The following is a 17,662-nucleotide window of genomic DNA, read 5'->3' on the forward strand; positions in this document are numbered from 1 at the left end:
GATACCTCTTAAAATAAAAATTAGGTCTTTTGTTTTTTCTTTTTTGCTGCAGGAAACAAAACGTTGTTTAGTATTAATCTATAACCAGGTGATGTAGGGTGCAACTCCAATTCCGTTTTTGGATCCCCTACCCTATGTTGATAATCTTCTGGATCGTGTCCGCCATAAAAAGTAAAGAATCCCTTTCCTTTAATGCCGTGAATATATCTTGCTTCTTCGTTTATTTTATTCTCACCTAACACTAAAACAGTCGGCTTTATTTCAGAGCGTGTAAAGGCAGTTGTTTGCCCCATAAATCCTTTTACCAAAGATGTATGGTTTTGACATAACATAGTAGGCACAGGATCCCATTTTGCAGAAAAATCCATCAAAGAAAAATAATCCGACTCCTTAGGCACATTTCCCCTTTTACCGGTCATATCAATAGTAGAAAATTCATATTTAAGAGGGCTACGCTCCAATATAAAATCTGTGAACGCAAAGGTTTTACCATAATCTAAATTAGCCTGGTAATTTGGGTCAGACGCATCGCCATCGAACATAGGTTCAACTATATCTATACCATCTGCCGCCAAAGCAATATCAAAACTATCTGTAGCGGAGCACATGGCAAACATAAAACCACCGCCGATCACGTAATTTCTAATCTTTAATGCTACAGCTCTTTTTTCTTCCGAAACCTTATCATAACCTAACTTTTTAGCCAATTTTTCGGCATTTTTCTTTCCTTCTATATACCATGGGGTTGCTCTATACGCGCCATAAAATTTACCATACTGACCGGTAAAATCTTCATGGTGCAAATGCAACCAATCATATAAAGCTAGTTTATCTCCAAGTACCTCTTCGTCATAAATGGTGGTATAAGGTATTTCTGCATAGGTCAAAGCCATTGTTACGGCATCATCCCAAGGTTGTTTATCCTTTGGGGAATACACCGCAATACGTGGAGCTTTTTCCAATATAACAGCATCTTGATTTTTTGATGGGCTACTAATTTCATCCAAAATAGCATTAGCCTGTCCATCAGAAATTATTTCAAAGCTTACTCCCCTTATTTGACATTCTTTTCTAATACTTTCCCCATCTGGCAATAAAAAAGAACCGCCTCTGTAATTAAGTAACCATTGTACTTTTTGCTGTTTGGACAAAACCCAATAAGTTATGCCGTATGCTTTTAAATGATTTTTTTGAGTATCGGCATCCATAGGTATTAAAATAGATGAAGCAAATACTTGTACCGATAGTAAAAGAAAGAAAATGGAACTTACAATTTTAGACATATTATTAATTTCATTCACTCAAAGATAGAGCAAATAATAAGGTAGAATAACCAAGAACTTGTTAAAGCCATTATAGTTAAGATAACGAACAGTAATGAAAAACAATTGCAACAAAATAAAAAAAGTCCTCTAAACGAGGACTTTTTTAAAAATATTAATTGAGCCGAAACTTAGAACGGTACATCATTATCCTCTTCAAAATCTGGACTATTGTTCATACTACTGCCAAAAGCGTCATCTGCACTTGGTAAATTTTTAGTTGCGAACGGATTCTCTTCGTTTGCGTTCATTTTCGATTGAAATTCAAAAGGAGAGTCAAAATCATCAAGGTTGTCGAACTTACCTTGATTACCGATAAACTTAAGTCTAATATTCTCTAGTCCACCGTTACGGTGTTTAGCTACAATAAATTCTGCCTGACCTTGAGTTGGTGTATGTTCCTCATCATCCCACTCTTCAATCTTATAGTATTCTGGTCTATAAATAAATGATACAATATCCGCATCTTGCTCAATTGCACCAGATTCCCTCAAATCCGATAATACCGGTCTTTTACTACCTCCACGTGTTTCTACCGCACGAGACAATTGAGATAGTGCAATTACCGGAACGTTCAATTCCTTTGCAAGGGCTTTTAAGTTTCTAGAAATAGTAGAAATTTCTTGTTCCCTGTTTCCTCCTTTTTGACTACCACCAGCTGTCATTAATTGCAAATAATCGATCATAATCATTTTAATACCATGCTGAGAAGCCAATCTTCTTGCTTTGGCACGTAAATCGAAAATAGAAAGTGACGGGGTATCATCAATAAACAAAGGTGCCTTTTCTAATGATTTCACCTTTACGTTCAACTGCTCCCACTCGTGTTTTTCTAGTTTACCGGTTCTCAATTTTTCTGAAGACAACCCTGTTTCAGATGAAATTAACCTGGTAATAAGCTGTACCGATGACATTTCCAGTGAAAAGAAGGCTACCGGCATATTTGAGTTTACCGCCATATTTCTTGCCATAGACAAGGTTAATGCCGTTTTACCCATACCAGGTCTTGCCGCTACAATGATCAAATCACTTGGCTGCCATCCTGAGGTAAGTTTATCTAGTTTATCAAAACCAGAAGGTATACCACTCATACCCTCTTTACCAGCAATTTCCTCTATTCGCTTTTTTGCTTGAATCACCAAATCCTGAGCGGTCTCTGCAGATCGTTTTAAGTTTCCTTGGGTAACATCATAAAGTTTAGCTTCAGCAGTATCCAATAAGTCAAAAACATCTGTAGCTTCATCATAGGCCTCTTCAATTATCTCACCGGATATCTTAATAAGACTACGTTGAATATATTTTTGAAGTATAATACGGGCATGAAACTCAATATGCGCCGAAGATGCTACTTTTTGGGTCAGTTTTATAAGGTAAAAATCACCTCCACAAACTTCTAATTTGCCAGATTTCTTCAATTGGGAAGAAACGGTTAATAAATCTACAGGTTGTGATTCTTCAAACAAAATAAAGATAGCTTCATAGATGAACCTATGAGCATCTTTATAGAAAACATCGGGGTGCAAAATATCGATAACTTCATCGACACCCTTTTTATCTATCATCATAGCACCAAGCACAACCTCCTCTAAATCAACAGCTTGTGGTGGTATTTTGCCTTTCTCAAGGTTTATAATAGTAGATTTGTCGATCTTACGACCAACAAAAGGTTTTGTGTTCTCCATAATGCGAAAGTATACAATTAACCTTTAGTTAACGTGAAAAACATAGATTTCGATGTTCACAGTTGACTAACAATTGACTGTTAATAAATTACGATTTTCTGTTGATAACATAAAAAAACCGAGGAATAAAATCCTCGGTATATTTTTTTGAAGCCTAAAATACAGATTAGCCGTTGAAAACACCCATTTGGGCATATTTTTCCATACGCTGATTTACCAATTCTTTTGGTGATAACTTTTGCAATTCTTCAAAATGGGCAGAAATTTTATTTTTTACCGTATCAAAAGTTTTTTCTCTATTGGCATGCGCCCCACCTGCAGGTTCGCGAATAATTTCATCAATTAGCTTTAATTTTTTCATATCGGTAGCAGTCAATTTCAACGCTTCTGCAGCTCTTTCCTTATACTCCCAACTTCTCCATAAAATAGAAGAGCAAGACTCTGGTGAAATTACCGAATACCAAGTATTCTCTAACATTAACACCTTATCTCCAACACCAATTCCCAAAGCTCCACCAGATGCACCTTCACCGATAATAACAACTATAACTGGCACTTTTAAACGTGTCATTTCAAGTATATTTCTTGCAATGGCTTCACCTTGTCCTCTTTCTTCTGCCTCAATACCAGGGTATGCACCCGGAGTATCTACCAAACAAACCACAGGAACCTGAAATTTTTCAGCAGATTTCATTAAACGCAATGCCTTTCTATACCCTTCCGGGTTGGCCATACCAAAATTTCTGTATTGACGAGTTTTGGTATTATACCCTTTTTGCTGACCAACGAACATATAACTCTGATCACCAATTTTACCTAAACCACCGATCATGGCCTTATCATCTTTTACGGTACGGTCACCGTGCAGCTCTAAGAAGGTATCGCCACATATAGCTTTGATATAATCTAAAGTGTAAGGTCTATTTGGGTGTCTTGACAACTGTACGCGCTGCCAAGCAGTTAAGTTCTTATAAATCTCCTTTCTGGTATCAGAAAGTTTTTTTTCTATCTGCTTACAGGTCTCAGTAACATCTACATCACTTTCTTCACCAATTACCATGCACTTGTCCAATTGCTCTTCCAATTCTTTAATAGGAAGTTCAAAATCCAAATATTCCATATTTCAATAAAGTTTCTTTAGTTGCGGCTCAAAGATAAAACTTTAATACCTAAATCTTGGGTACCCTTTTTTTAATATTTGCTCTTTGTTTCAAAATACCGTTCGCAATGACGGTACTGAGTATAATTAAAGCTCCCACATAAAACATAGGTTTCATTTTTTCTTCTGAGCCAAATATAAACCATGCTAGCAAAATACCGTACACAGGTTCTAAATTTGTGGTAAGCATAACTGTATATGGGGTTAAAATCTTCATCACCTTGACCGAAGCTATGAAAGCATAGGCAGTACATACTACAGCTAAAATGGACAAATAGATCCAATCTGAAGTAGGTAAAACAACCAAGGACATATTCCAATCTCCTTTAGCAATTAAAACAATGGACAAAAATAAAACTCCTACACCCAATTCATAAAATGAAATAACAGAGGGTCTATGGTTCTGAACCAATTTACCATTGATCAAGGAAAACACTGCTGCCAAAAAAGCAGATATCAATGCTATGGTCATACCAAATACATATTGCGCCTCAACTTTAAATATTAAATAAAGCCCTACTACCACCAACAGCCCGAAAAAAATTTCGTACCCTATAATTTTACGTTTATACCAAAAGGGCTCCATTAATGCCGTAAAAAAAGCACCTGTAGACATCATGGCAAGAGCAACCGATACCGTAGAAACCTTTATTGCCAAAAAGAAAGTTACCCAATGTAATGCTACCACAACGCCACCACCCAGCAACCACCAAAATGTTTTTCTTGAAATTTTTATACTAAACTTTGCAAACAATAAATAAATCGCAATAAAAAGTGTTGCCAACCCCATTCTGATCCAAACCAATGGTAAAGAATCAATTGTAATCAACTTACCTAAAATAGCGGTAAAGCCCCAAATAAAGACAATGAAATGTAAATGCAGTAGATTTAATATTCTATCTTTTTGCATTTTGAAGTAGATAAAAAGCCAAACATCCAAATACTACATTAGGGATTATTACGGCGAGCAAAGGAGAAAAACCAGACTGCTCTGCCAAAGTCCCAAATACCTTATCAAAAAAGATAAATATAAAAGCAATTAAAATACCAAAGGCTAAATTTGCTCCCATACCACCACGTCTTTTTACAGATGAAACCGATACGGCTATTATAGTTAAAATAAAAGCAGTTAAAGGCAATGCCCATCTTTTATATTTAACCAGTACATATGTATTTATATTAGAAGCCCCTTTTCTTCTCTGATCCTTGATAAAAGTATCCAGCTCAAAAAGATTTTTTGTCTCGGCCACATAAGAAACAGGCGTAAGGTCGCCTATATCAAAAGCAAATATGGTATCTAACCTACGTTTACTTTCTATAATTGCCGTATCACCTAAAACAGTTCGTTTTTTGTACGATGTTAAGCGGTAGCTAGAATCTTTGTCTACCCAACGAATATTGGCTGCAGAAATCTTAAAATCCAGTTCATTATTCTCCTTAAAGCGCTCAAAAGTAAAGTTGTGTCCCAATTGACGTGCCGGATCAAAACTACTCACATATATAAAATCCGTTTCGTTCAACTGATTAAATATGTTGTTGGTTACCCTATCTTGTTTTCCCTTCTTTAAGTATTTGTATTTAAATTCATTGAAACCTACGCTGGCATTGGGTACAATGAACATGGTCATAAAGAACATGAGTACCGCAATCATAGAAGCCCCTATAATATAAGGTCTTAAAAACCGACCGTAAGATACCCCAGAACTTAATATGGCAACAATTTCTGTATTATTAGCAAGTTTAGAAGTAAAAAATATAACCGAAAGAAACAGGAAAATAGGGAATAATAGATTGCCTATGTAAATGGTAAAGTTCACATAGTACATAACAATTTCATCCAGCGGGGCTTCATTATCGATCATTTTACCGATCTGCTCTGCCAAATTCACCATTATACCAATGGGAATGAACAACAAAAGCATCAACGAAAAAGTTGCCAGATACCGCTTTAGAATGTATTTATCTATTATTGATAGCATTATAGCCTTTTATCCATTTGTTTTACCATCATATCTTTCCAAGTTCTAAAATCACCTGCTATGATATGTTTACGAGCTTCGCGCACCAACCACATATAAAACCCTAAGTTATGAATTGTTGCTATTTGCTTACCTAAATACTCATTGGCGGCAAACAAATGTCTTAAATATGCCTTAGAATACTCATGATCCACAAATGTAGTGCCCATTTCATCAATTGGGGAGAAGTCATCTTCCCACTTTTTGTTCTTTATGTTCATCGTACCATGCGCTGTGAACAACATTCCGTTTCTAGCGTTTCTTGTAGGCATTACACAATCGAACATATCTATACCCAAGGCAATATTCTCCAATATATTAATAGGGGTACCTACTCCCATTAGATACCTTGGTTTGTCTTCTGGTAAAATTTCACAGACTACCTCTGTCATACCATACATTTCCTCCGCTGGTTCACCAACGGACAGTCCTCCAATTGCATTACCCTCAGCGCCTGCATTTGCAATATATTCAGCAGATTGTCTTCTAAGGTCTTTATAAGTTGACCCTTGCACAATAGGAAAAAAGGTTTGCGCATAATCATATTCAAATGGAGTTTTCTCCAAATGGTTTATACATCTATCTAGCCACCTATGCGTCATGTGCATAGAACGCTTGGCATAATTATACTCACAAGGATAAGGTGTACATTCATCAAAAGCCATGATAATATCTGCACCTATCACTCGCTGAATTTCCATGACATTCTCAGGTGTAAACAAATGCATAGATCCATCTATATGCGATTTAAATTTTACGCCTTCCTCCTTTATCTTTCTATTGCCTGATAAAGAATATACTTGATACCCTCCGCTATCGGTAAGAATATTTCTATCCCAGCCCATAAATTTATGTAATCCGCCCGCTTTTTTTAAAATCTCTGTTTTAGGACGAAGAAATAAATGATAGGTGTTGCCCAAAATAATATCTGGGTTTATTTCTTCCTTCAATTCTTTTTGGTGCACACCTTTAACCGAGGCAACCGTACCCACAGGCATAAAAATTGGGGTTTCAATTACGCCATGATCAGTAACGACAGTTCCTGCCCTAGCTTTTGATTGTGTATCTGTAGTGTGTAATGTAAATTTCAAACTTTCTAATTCTAGCTGCAAATATAATGAACTGTTGGTGGTAAAAACTTAATAAAAAGCAAAGATGTTCATCAACAAATTAAATTACATTACCCTCATTTTTGCTTTAAATGAATTGAAATTGACCCAATTGAATAGCAAAACAATAAAGATATTTTACCTCCGTTCTCATGGTATAACGAGAAATGAAACTTCTGGTATTGTATTTGATACGAGTTTCACATAAAACAACAACGATATGAAAAAAACAATTTTAGCAGCTTTTTTAGCTCTTTCTGGATTTTATGGGATTGCCCAAAGCGATTCTGGATTTGGAATTAAAGGAGGATTAAATTACAGTGCGAACGGAGATTATTTTGAATCTGTTGGAGATGCAGCAAGAAACCCGGATAGAAACATAGGATACCATCTTGGTGTTTTTGGGAAAATTGGAGCATCAAAAGTATACTTGAGACCAGAATTGGTATATACCAAAACTAAATCTGATTATGATGGAGCAGATTTTGACATGAGCAAATTAGATGTTCCGGTACTTTTAGGAATTAACGTTGTAGGACCTTTACACGTTTTTGCCGGACCAGCTTTTCAGTACATCTTAGACACTGAATTTGACGGAATAACCATTGATGATGTAGAAAACGATTTTTCAGTTGGAATGAATATTGGTGCTGGGGTAAGTTTAGGAAAACTTGGAATTGATTTACGGTATGAAAGAGGGTTTAACGATAACGAAGCTTCCTTTATCAATACAAATATTACAAATGTAGGTCCAAGTAGAATAGACACCAGACCAGACCAGCTAATTTTGAGTTTGTCTTTAATGTTATAAAGAAAACAATAAATAACAAAAAACCTCTTAAGTACACTTAAGAGGTTTTTTTTATGTTTTAAATGATTTTTCTACAAATCATTATCCAGGTGATCAGGAATACCATCACCATCCGTATCTAGGAAGCCAACAAAATTACCATCGGCATCCAACTCAATTTCATCAATAGTCAATATACCATCACCGTCATCATCAACATCATTATGGTTAGCTGATCTGGCAAAAATTGACTCTAAATCAATATCTGTATTATCATCATTAAGGTTCCCATTTCCATTTAAATCCTCTAGGATCGAAGGAATACCATCACCATCTAAATCTGAATCTGGTTCATAAGAAAAGGCATCTACCTTAAAAATCAATGGTGAATATGTTGGCACGTCTGAATTTGGAGACGAATCAAAATAAGCCAATGCCGCAGGCATAAAAATAGCACCTATACCATAGCCTTCATAACTTACCGTGCCATCACCGTTTTCAATTGGACCATTTCCTGTCTGAAAATTTTTCATTCCATTACCAAAACCTTGCACAACCGAAGAAAGGTTAAAACGAATAGGTTGATTTGTAGAGGCGTCAAAAAGAGTACCATCTAGCAAAAGCCCCTCATATCTTAAAACAGAAAAATCACCAATGGTGGGTTTCCCTTCCACAACACCTTGTCTAGCTACTAACGTATACAGTGTTTGATCAATAATTTCATTATCATCTTCTCTTCCCAAGTCTTCAGAATCAACCGTAATTGTTTGTGTAATTAAATTGGGACTATCATAAATTGATCGTTTAGTGCTATTTTCACCAGCAATAGTATCAAACCTTATTTTAAAATCGAATCCTTCAGGTGGAGTCTCAAACTCATCTTCATTGTAGAAATGCGTTTTTAAAAACTCAATTATCTCGGCATCATCCTCTTCGGTAACCTCACTTAATAACCTTGGCGGTACAATTTCACCAATAGCATCATCATCATTTTTACATGACCCCAGTATTAGCAAACCAGCTATTAACAAATAAGCATTTCTCAATTTCATCAATAATTTATTTTAAACGCGCAAGATACAATTTTCCCTTATTTTTGTTTGGAAGTTAACAAAGAAATGCCGGTCATAATGCGCATAGACAAATTCTTGTGGAGTACACGCTATTTTAAAACTAGAAACATTGCCACCAATGCCTGTAAGAAAGGTCACGTAAAAATTAATGGTATTACCGCCAAACCAGGTAGGGAAGTTTATCCAATGGATGAAATTGTAGCACGAAAAAATCAAATTGACTACAAATTAACGGTACTTGACATTCCGCCCAGTCGTGTAGGTGCTAAATTGGTGAATATTTATAGAAAAGATACCACACCAAAAGAAGCCTTTGAACATAATGAGCTTTTGCAATATTCTAAAGATTATTATCGTAAAAAAGGTATTGGAAGACCTACAAAAAAAGACCGTCGTGATATTGACGACTTTTTAGACACTCCCTCAAACGAAAATAAAGAAGAAAACCAATCGCCCGATAATTCAAGTAAAGAATCTCACGATTAGCAAATACTTTTAAAAACATAACTATCTTTATTGTTTTAAGAAAAACCCATGCAACAAAATATACTTTCACATCAACAGATTCAACATAAAATTGAACGTATAGCCTATCAAATTTATGAAGCCAACGTTTATGAAGAAGAAATTATAATAGCGGGTATAGAAGGTGGCGGACTGCAGTTTGCAAAAAAAATCGTGGCAAAACTTAAGAAGATTACTGAAGCAAAAATTGTACTTTGCAAGTTGTCAATGGATAAAAAAGACCCCCTAACAAGCGGTGTACGTACCTCAATTGCCGAAGAAGAATTCGTGAATAAATCCGTTGTATTAGTAGATGATGTCCTCAATTCTGGTACAACATTGATATATGGAGTTCATCATTTTCTTAAAACACCTTTAAAACAGCTTAAAACTGCAGTCTTGGTAAATAGAAACCATAAAAAATACCCTGTAAAAGCGGATTATAAAGGAATTTCACTATCCACCTCATTACAGGAGCATGTAAACGTTCATTTTGAAACCAAAAATGATAGAGTGTATTTAGACTAATTTATTTACGATCATCTCCGCGATTTCTGTTGGGGTATTCCTATTACTTTTAATTTTATGGTGCGCTTTGTTATAAAAGAAGCTTCTTTCAAATAAGTGCATGCCAATAAACTCAGTTAACTTGTCATCTTCTAAATGAGAAATCATAGGTCTATGCTCTTTTTCCTTTACCAAACGCTCTTCAAGCTCATTTATGCCAACGTTTAAATAAAAAGAATTAGGTGTCTTACTATTTATGAACTCCATATTATTTCCAAAACAAGGCGTACCTCCACCTAAAGACAGCACAAAACTCTCATCTTTTAAAAAAACTTTATTGAGATATTCTATTTCTTTTTTTCTGAAATAAACCTCTCCTTTTTCTTTAAAAATAGATGCTATGCTCATTTTCTCACCTTCCTCTATAAAAGCATCTAAATCTAAAAAATTAACATTCAAATGGTTAGCAACGATTCTACCCACAGTGGTTTTACCACTTCCCATGTAACCTACCAAAACTATTTTCACTTCTTTCATTTGTACAAAATTGGACTAAATAATAGGGTTTTCAAAAAAAAATAAATTTATCTCTAAAATGACTTGCAAAATAAAGTTATCGACGTATATTTGCACCCGCATTGAGGGAAACAAATTTCTAAAATGACTTATTGACCTGGTAGCTCAGTTGGTAGAGCATCTCCCTTTTAAGGAGAGGGTCCTGGGTTCGAGCCCCAGCCAGGTCACAACTAAATATTAGCCTCTTCAAAAAAAAGAGGCTTTTTTATTTAAACCTTTGAGTTGATTTAATCTCTCATTGACCTAGTACGTTCTTTTTAAATTTTGACCTGGTAGCTCAGTTGGTAGAGCATCTCCCTTTTAAGGAGAGGGTCCTGGGTTCGAGCCCCAGCCAGGTCACAAAAAACCTTCCAATAGTAATTGGAAGGTTTTTTTGTTTTTAAGGATATTCTTAAAGAGTTTAGAATTGAATTTGTAATAACTACCTAGTAAAATATAAGATTGATTTACTGCTTATTTACTTACCAATTTTTGCCTCTAGTCTACGAAGTCTTTCTTCTAAATTTGATATTTTTTCTGTCTGTTCTTCTATTATAAATTGTTGCTCTTGAATGGCGCGCAACGCTACCACACTAAAACCCGAGTAATTAACTCCGAGCATACCATCATCATTACTTTTACTGACTAGCTCAGGAAATAATGGCTGTACATCTTGAGCTACAAGTCCTAAAGTTTTTGTTCTTGTATCTGACTTGTAGACATACGTTGATGGCTTAAGAAGAGAAACTTTATCTAAAACGCCTGGCAAAGGCTTAATATCCGTTTTAAGTCGTCTATCGGAACTAACAGTGTAAACCCCTGTACTTGCATTTATAAAAGCTTTTAATGTGCCTCCATAATGAAACCTTAAGCCATAACCATGAGTAATATGCCAATCTTCATTAAGACTACCATCACTAAAACTCAGACCATTTCCTACAGCTTGACCATCTTGATAAATAGTCAATCTTGCTGATGGATTACTAGTATTAATGCCTACCCTGCCATCCCCTGTAATTGTCATTCTATTTCCAGCTCCTTGATCGTTATTAAAATAAAAATTAACTTTACTATTTCGTTCACCACCAAATCCATTTTCTCCTACAGCTGCCATATGCCAAAATGCATCGCTTTCGGTATTTTTAAATTCCAATCTTGCGTAATCATTTCCTTCCTCTTCCAGTTTTAATAATGGCTTGTTTAGATTTGAATTCCCAATTAAATGTAAATTGGCCGTTGGATTAATCGTGCCAATACCTACATTACCATTAGGAATTAATGTTAACTTAGGAGAAGCACCAGTAACAAGATTAACCTTACCCGTAGTATTTCCACCACCTGTACCAAAGTCCATGTCATTATCGCCATTATAAATACCTGCATAGCCAATATAGCCATTGGAATTTTCAAAACTTAACCAATTATCAGAAGCTGAAGTTTCTAGAATTAAAGGATTAGTGGAGGTACTGGAAATGTGTAAATCTGCAATAGGGCTGGCTGTACCCAAACCTACATAACCCTCTTTTGTAATAATTAAACGATTTGTTCCATTAGTTCCTAATATAAGTGGGCCGTCTTCTTGATTGGAAATAGTTGCCGTAAATCCTAAACCTAAATCATTTACCAAGCCTACATACATACCATCATTTGAGGCATTTCCAGTATCATCTGTGGTATAAAGAGAGTTACTCTGATAACTATCCGCATGAACATGATGTATTGCATTAGGGTCTGTCAGGCCAACACCTACTTTACCACTATCAAAATAAATATCACTCTCGTTTTCAGACCACAAGGAACTTCCTCCCCCTCCACCAACTTCATCGGTACCGGCAACCCATTTATTTGTTGCTCCATCCCATTTAGCTACTTGACCATCTCCCGTACCTTCAAGTCCGCTTATATTCGTGCCATCACCTAAAAGTAATCCGCTTTCACCTGTAACATCAACATAATCATTTAAATCCACCGAGCCTGTACCATCTTCAATACTCAACACATCCCCAGTCATAACAAGAGCTTGATCATCCGTATCTACCAAACCACCAGCCGCCAATTCTGTTATTGCAGCTTGTGTGTCCGCTGCCGCAAGACCCGTTCCTGTATTGTCAAAGGGAACTTCGGATGCTTCTTGGTCATCTGTTCCTCCCGGGGGGATAATAGTAGAAAGATCTACACTAGACCCATCTGTAATTTGTAAGGTTGTACCTGATAGCGATAAATCCTGATCATCCGTATCTACCAAACCGCCAGCTGCCAGTTCAGCTATCGCCGCCTGTGTGTCCGCTGCCGCAAGACCCGTTCCCGTATTGTCAAAAAGAACTTCGGAAGCATTTTGGTCATCCGTTCCTCCCGGGGGGATAATAGTAGAAAGATCTACACTAGCACCATCTGTAATTTGAAGGGTAGTACCCGAAAGTGATAAATCTTGATCATCCGTATCAACTAATCCGTCGGCCGCCAGTTCTGCTATTGCCGCCTGTGTATCCGCTGCCGCAAGACCCGTTCCCGTATTGTCGAAGGGCACTTCGAAAGCATTTTGATCATCCGTTCCTCCTGGGGGAATTATTGAAGATAAATTTATCGTAGATCCATCTGAAATACTTAAATCAGTTCCTGAAAGACTGATATCTTGTAACTCGTTTGTGGAATCCGTATCATCATCAGCATCTCCTATTCCAGCGATAACAAGTTCATCTAAAGCATCTTGAACATTTATTGCGGTTAGCCCTGATACCAAATTATTAAACGGTACTTCTTGTGCATTTTGGGATTCTCCACCACCAACAATCCTACTATCAACATAGGTCTTCACAGCTTTTTGTGTTGGTAAAATAGTACTACTGTTATCTAATAACGTTCCATCATCAGATATTTCATTCACGGCATTACTATCGTTTAATGTAAACTCGCCAAAAACTTGTAAGTCTTCAGTAATACGCACTTCACCTATATTCTTATTCGCTATGGCATTACCGTCAACTATCCACTGATCACTACCTGAAGTTATCGCGTATGGCACCGCCATTAATTCGGTCGTGCCCAATTCTGAACCATTAAAAGAAACCGTTACAAACGAGGCTTCATCCCATGGTAAATTCTCATAATTACCACTAATGTTAATTCCACTACCAATTTGCAGACTAAAAACACCATTTATATCTGTTGAAATAAAATGACTTTCTTTATATTGAATAGGTGCGTTGGCAGCTCCAAATTTTAAAGCTATACCGATTTCAACGGATTCTTCTACCAATAATTCATTATCGGCATCTCGTACCACCCCTTGATAATTGATGTAATTTTTCTGCTGTGCATTTAGTATAAAAGAGCCACACATCATGGCAACTATTACCAGTACTGAAACGTAATTTCTTTTCATAGTTCTATTTTTTAATCAGTTTATATTCTTTGATTTCCGTTCTTTCTGCTATGTATAATCTTAATACGTAGACCCCATCGGCATGTATAGTCATGTCAATTTCATTTTCGGTAGTTCCAGTATCAAATAACTGCGATGATACTTTTTGTCCGTTTATGGCAAAGAGCTCCATACCGTCAATACTATGTTCAGGAGAAGTAACCGTAACACTTTCAATAACAGGGTTGGGGTATACCAGTATTTCTATATCATCTTCTTCAAGACTTAACGGTATAATCAAAAGACCATAACCTGTCCAAAATCCTTGATCGATAGCACCATCCCCAGCTATTAAACCAACTAAAGGTTCACCTACTGTAAACCCTAAAGAAATATCATCATTACCTAAGGTATTTCCTTGACTTGCAACCACACTTCGGTCTATAGATTGCGCAATGGAGCATATACTGTAGAACGAGCATGTAAATAGAAGTAGTTGTCTTTTCATTTTAGTTCAGTTTTAGATTAATGTTTCAAAACCGTGAAAGGTTAACATTGTTCAGAACTATTTTTATGAATACAACACAATCACCCTGATCGAAAATTAAAACACAAAAAAAGTGGATAGAAGCATTGCTTCTATCCACTTTCCATATATGAGATTTATATATTCTATTCTACAACTATAAACTCTGATCGCCTATTTAATTGGTGGCTTTCTTTGCTACAAGGCACATTGTTGCTACAGTCGTTTACCAACGCTGTCTCACCATATCCTTCATACGTAATACGGTCACTGGATATGCCTTTTTTAATTAAATAATCTGCAGTTGCCTTAGCCCTCTTTGCTGAAAGGTTTTTATTGTACACATCATTCGCACGAGAATCTGTATGTGAGCGTACCTGTACCTTAACAGATGGAAATTCATTTAAATAAACCAATACCTTATTAATACTGACACTTGCATCTTCTCGTATAAAATACTCGTCAAAGTCGAAGTAAATTGGATCTATGTTCAAGTATTTAGCAAGGTCTGTGCCCACTGGTGCAGATTTGTCAATCTGCGTTAAAATAATTTCTATATCATTGAAATCTTTACCTTTTACCGTAACTACGATTTTTTCGCCTTCTTCGTAATCTTTTTTGAAAGCCAAAATCTTATAGTTGCCTTTTGCACAATTGCCTTCAGTGGTAAACATTCCAGTACCATTGGTATTTGAACTAGATACTAATTCATTCTTACTATTGTATACCTTAATATCCGCATCTTTTAAAGGTTCACCTGTTTTTCCATCTCTAACCACCCCTGTAAGTTCTGTACTACATTGTAGATCTAAAGGTCTTGTTTCTGTAAAACTATAGATATCATCACTACCAACACCACCCTCTCTACTAGATGCAAAATATCCTTTTTTTAACATTTGGTCCATAATGAATGAAAAATCATCTTGCACACTATTTACAGGTTCCCCAACATTTAAAATATATAAAGCATCCATATCATCAATTTTGGTGGCAAATATATCTAGACCACCTAGTCCTGGATGCCCGTCAGACGCAAAATATAGTACCTCATCTTCGGTAATAAAGGGGAATGTTTCTCGACTTTCTGTATTTATTTCATTCCCTAAATTTTTGGGTGTTCCAAAAGTGCCGTCCTCGTTGATATCAACAACAAAAATATCCGATTGCCCATAAGTTCCTGGCATATCACTAGCAAAGTAAAGTTTTTTCTCATCATTGCTTAAAGTGGGGTGTGCTACCGAATAATTCTCGCTATTGAAAGGAAGTTCCATAATATCTTCCCATTCGTCATCATTTAAAGTTGCCCTATAGATCTTTAATCTACTTAGACCTTCTTTATCCCTAAGAAAATTTCCATTTTTAGAATTGTTTCTTGTAAAGTAAACAGTTGAACCATCTTTTGTAAAAGCAGTAGAACTCTCATGGGTCTTTTTATTCAATTTTTTGGACAACCTTTCAGCAACACTAAATTCACCATTCTCGGTTACTTTGGTAGTATACAAATTTGTAAATGGCTTATTATTCCATTTATGAACACTTTTTAAAATTCTACCGGTATCTCTCGCCGTAGAAAAAATTAATTGTTCTCCGAAAAAGGACGGGGCAAAATCAGCAGAAGCAGAATTCACGGGAATATTCTTTATATCATATCTTTGACTATTTTCCTTTATTTTATCTAAATAGTCTTTATTTTCCTGGAATTTAAAAGCTCTTATATCTCCTTTTTTTTGTTCTGCGAACTTTTGCATCCAAACGTGAGATAGTTCGTAGTTCCCACTTGATTTTAAGGTCTGAGCATATTTATACAAATATTCAGTATCCACATTTATCTGTGGCTCTGCAAATAATTGCTCATACCAATATGCTGAGGCATTATAATCTCCTTTTTGATAATACGCATCTCCCAAATTCTTATGAATCTCTTCTGAAGTATAACCTTCTTTTACCAATTCCTCGTAAGATTCAATGGCTTCTGCATAAGCATAACTATTAAAATCTGCTTTGGCCCTTTTTGTTTTCTTATCCTGTGCATTAAGCATACTGCCAAATGATAATGCTATGACTAGTAAACACTTTATATTATTTATTCTATACTTCATAATTAATAGGTTTAAAAGAATCTTGGTGCCAATATATTTTTATAGCGGGTTAAAAATTCAAATCTTAGAAAGATTTCAAATGACCCATCGTTAAACGATGTACTTCCCAATTCGGTAATTTCACGGTCATATGCAAGACCTAACATTAATTTTTCGTTCAACTGAAATCCTACAAGTGCACTCATGGCTGCATCCCATCTATATGCCGCACCCAAGGAGAATGTATCATTAAGTAAAACGGTTGCAGAAAGATCAGCTTGCAATGGCGCACCTTCTACAGCCTTAAAAAGTAATGCCGGTTTTAATTTTAAATCAGGATTAATATCAAAAACATAGCCTGTTATCAAATACCAATTCATTCTTTCTTGAGCTATATAAGAATTACTATTTCCACCAGAATCAAAATGCTCCGTTTCTAGAAAATTGGGTATTGAAAGTCCTGCATAAAACTGTTCCGTATGGTAATAAACTCCGGCTCCAAAGTTAGGTGAGAACTTGTTATCTATATTGGTTTGCCCAACGGCCGCATTAGATGGATCATAATTTCTTAGTCTATTAAAGTCTATGTTCAAAAAATGACCGCCCGCCTTTAACCCAAAAGATAGTTTACCTTCTTCGGATGTAGGTACGGTATAAGAAAATACCGCATCAAAATATGTATCTTGGTTTGTACCGTTTCCTATTTCATCGTTTACGATAGACAGCCCAAGTCCTACCCTATCAGAAATAGGGCTATTTATATTCAAGGTCTGCGTTGTTGGTGCACCGTCTAACCCTACCCATTGTGATCGATGTAAGGCTGCAATACTAAGAACTCCTCTTGACCCTGCATATGCCGGGTTCACAGCAACGGTATTATACATGTACTGTGTATATTGGGCATCTTGTTGCCCCCTTATCGTCCAAAAGGATGCTACAAGTAAAAATAAAGTTATAAATAGATTCTTCATAGTTAAT

At 36.0% G+C, this 17,662-nt stretch carries 15 protein-coding genes and 2 tRNA genes; 5 read left to right on the top strand and 12 right to left on the bottom strand.

All coding sequences use genetic code 11. The annotated features are described in order from the left end of the window. Nucleotides 1-20: 20 nt before the first annotated feature. The 6 genes from I600_RS05075 to tgt all read right to left on the bottom strand — a co-directional run bounded on the left by I600_RS05075 (nt 21) and on the right by tgt (nt 7,272). Nucleotides 21-1,283, bottom strand: coding sequence for a hypothetical protein (locus I600_RS05075; RefSeq protein WP_058103395.1), 1,263 nt, complete (start codon nt 1,281-1,283; stop codon nt 21-23). Nucleotides 1,284-1,453: 170 nt separating this feature from the next. Beyond that, the gene (gene dnaB / locus I600_RS05080) at nt 1,454-3,004 is read right to left on the bottom strand and encodes a replicative DNA helicase (protein WP_058103396.1); all 1,551 of its coding nucleotides are present in this window, start codon (nt 3,002-3,004) and stop codon (nt 1,454-1,456) included. Between the two features lie 166 nt (nt 3,005-3,170). Next, nucleotides 3,171-4,124, bottom strand: a complete 954-nt coding sequence (locus tag I600_RS05085) for an acetyl-CoA carboxylase carboxyltransferase subunit alpha (protein ID WP_058103397.1) — start codon at nt 4,122-4,124, stop codon at nt 3,171-3,173. A gap of 49 nt (nt 4,125-4,173) precedes the next feature. Next, nucleotides 4,174-5,073, bottom strand: coding sequence for a DMT family transporter (locus I600_RS05090; RefSeq protein ID WP_058103398.1), 900 nt, complete (start codon nt 5,071-5,073; stop codon nt 4,174-4,176). Continuing rightward, nucleotides 5,060-6,142 (bottom strand): LptF/LptG family permease, encoded by a 1,083-nt coding sequence (locus I600_RS05095; protein ID WP_058103399.1) that lies wholly within the window; start codon nt 6,140-6,142, stop codon nt 5,060-5,062. The genes I600_RS05090 and I600_RS05095 overlap by 14 nt, the downstream gene beginning before the upstream one ends. Beyond that, a complete protein-coding gene (tgt, locus tag I600_RS05100; RefSeq protein WP_058104283.1) occupies nt 6,142-7,272 on the bottom strand; it encodes a tRNA guanosine(34) transglycosylase Tgt in 1,131 nt (376 codons plus the stop codon). Before tgt ends, I600_RS05095 begins: the two co-directional genes overlap by 1 nt. 238 nt (nt 7,273-7,510) lie before the next feature. Here tgt and I600_RS05105 point away from each other — a divergent pair, with 238 nt between their 5' ends. Then, complete coding sequence (locus I600_RS05105) at nt 7,511-8,101, top strand: porin family protein (protein ID WP_058103400.1); 591 nt, start codon at nt 7,511-7,513, stop codon at nt 8,099-8,101. Between the two features lie 71 nt (nt 8,102-8,172). Here the strand turns inward: I600_RS05105 and I600_RS05110 are convergent, their stop codons facing one another. Continuing rightward, nucleotides 8,173-9,132, bottom strand: a complete 960-nt coding sequence (locus I600_RS05110; protein ID WP_058103401.1) for an FKBP-type peptidyl-prolyl cis-trans isomerase — start codon at nt 9,130-9,132, stop codon at nt 8,173-8,175. Nucleotides 9,133-9,210: 78 nt separating this feature from the next. Here I600_RS05110 and I600_RS05115 point away from each other — a divergent pair, with 78 nt between their 5' ends. Continuing rightward, nucleotides 9,211-9,639 carry an RNA-binding S4 domain-containing protein gene (locus I600_RS05115; RefSeq protein ID WP_058103402.1) on the top strand — a complete coding sequence of 143 codons (429 nt, stop codon included), beginning with the start codon at nt 9,211-9,213 and terminating at the stop codon, nt 9,637-9,639. A 48-nt stretch (nt 9,640-9,687) separates the two neighbouring features. Continuing rightward, the gene (locus I600_RS05120) at nt 9,688-10,185 is read left to right on the top strand and encodes a phosphoribosyltransferase family protein (protein ID WP_058103403.1); all 498 of its coding nucleotides are present in this window, start codon (nt 9,688-9,690) and stop codon (nt 10,183-10,185) included. On the opposite strand, the gene I600_RS05125 is transcribed toward I600_RS05120, so the two are convergent. Next, nucleotides 10,177-10,701 (bottom strand): shikimate kinase, encoded by a 525-nt coding sequence (locus I600_RS05125; protein ID WP_317038721.1) that lies wholly within the window; start codon nt 10,699-10,701, stop codon nt 10,177-10,179. The two genes, I600_RS05120 and I600_RS05125, sit on opposite strands and share 9 nt — an antisense overlap. A 133-nt stretch (nt 10,702-10,834) precedes the next feature. On the opposite strand from I600_RS05125, the gene I600_RS05130 reads away from it, so the two are divergent. Both I600_RS05130 and I600_RS05135 read left to right on the top strand, forming a co-directional pair. Continuing rightward, nucleotides 10,835-10,907: transfer RNA gene (locus I600_RS05130), tRNA-Lys, on the top strand. Nucleotides 10,908-11,006: 99 nt separating this feature from the next. Next, nucleotides 11,007-11,079: transfer RNA gene (locus I600_RS05135), tRNA-Lys, on the top strand. A gap of 118 nt (nt 11,080-11,197) precedes the next feature. Here the strand turns inward: I600_RS05135 and I600_RS05140 are convergent. From I600_RS05140 to I600_RS05155, 4 genes are all read right to left on the bottom strand, one after another. Continuing rightward, nucleotides 11,198-14,101, bottom strand: coding sequence for a tail fiber domain-containing protein (locus I600_RS05140; protein WP_058103404.1), 2,904 nt, complete (start codon nt 14,099-14,101; stop codon nt 11,198-11,200). 4 nt (nt 14,102-14,105) lie between these two features. After that, nucleotides 14,106-14,588: a T9SS type A sorting domain-containing protein gene (locus I600_RS05145; protein WP_058103405.1), complete on the bottom strand. Its 483-nt coding sequence runs from the start codon at nt 14,586-14,588 to the stop codon at nt 14,106-14,108. A gap of 164 nt (nt 14,589-14,752) precedes the next feature. Continuing rightward, nucleotides 14,753-16,705, bottom strand: coding sequence for an OmpA family protein (locus tag I600_RS05150; protein ID WP_058103406.1), 1,953 nt, complete (start codon nt 16,703-16,705; stop codon nt 14,753-14,755). Nucleotides 16,706-16,716: 11 nt separating this feature from the next. Further along, complete coding sequence (locus I600_RS05155) at nt 16,717-17,655, bottom strand: PorP/SprF family type IX secretion system membrane protein (protein WP_058103407.1); 939 nt, start codon at nt 17,653-17,655, stop codon at nt 16,717-16,719. Nucleotides 17,656-17,662: the final 7 nt, after the last annotated feature.

Origin of the sequence: Maribacter dokdonensis DSW-8, from assembly GCF_001447995.1 — a bacterium.
Classification (GTDB): Bacteria; Bacteroidota; Bacteroidia; order Flavobacteriales; family Flavobacteriaceae; genus Maribacter; species Maribacter dokdonensis.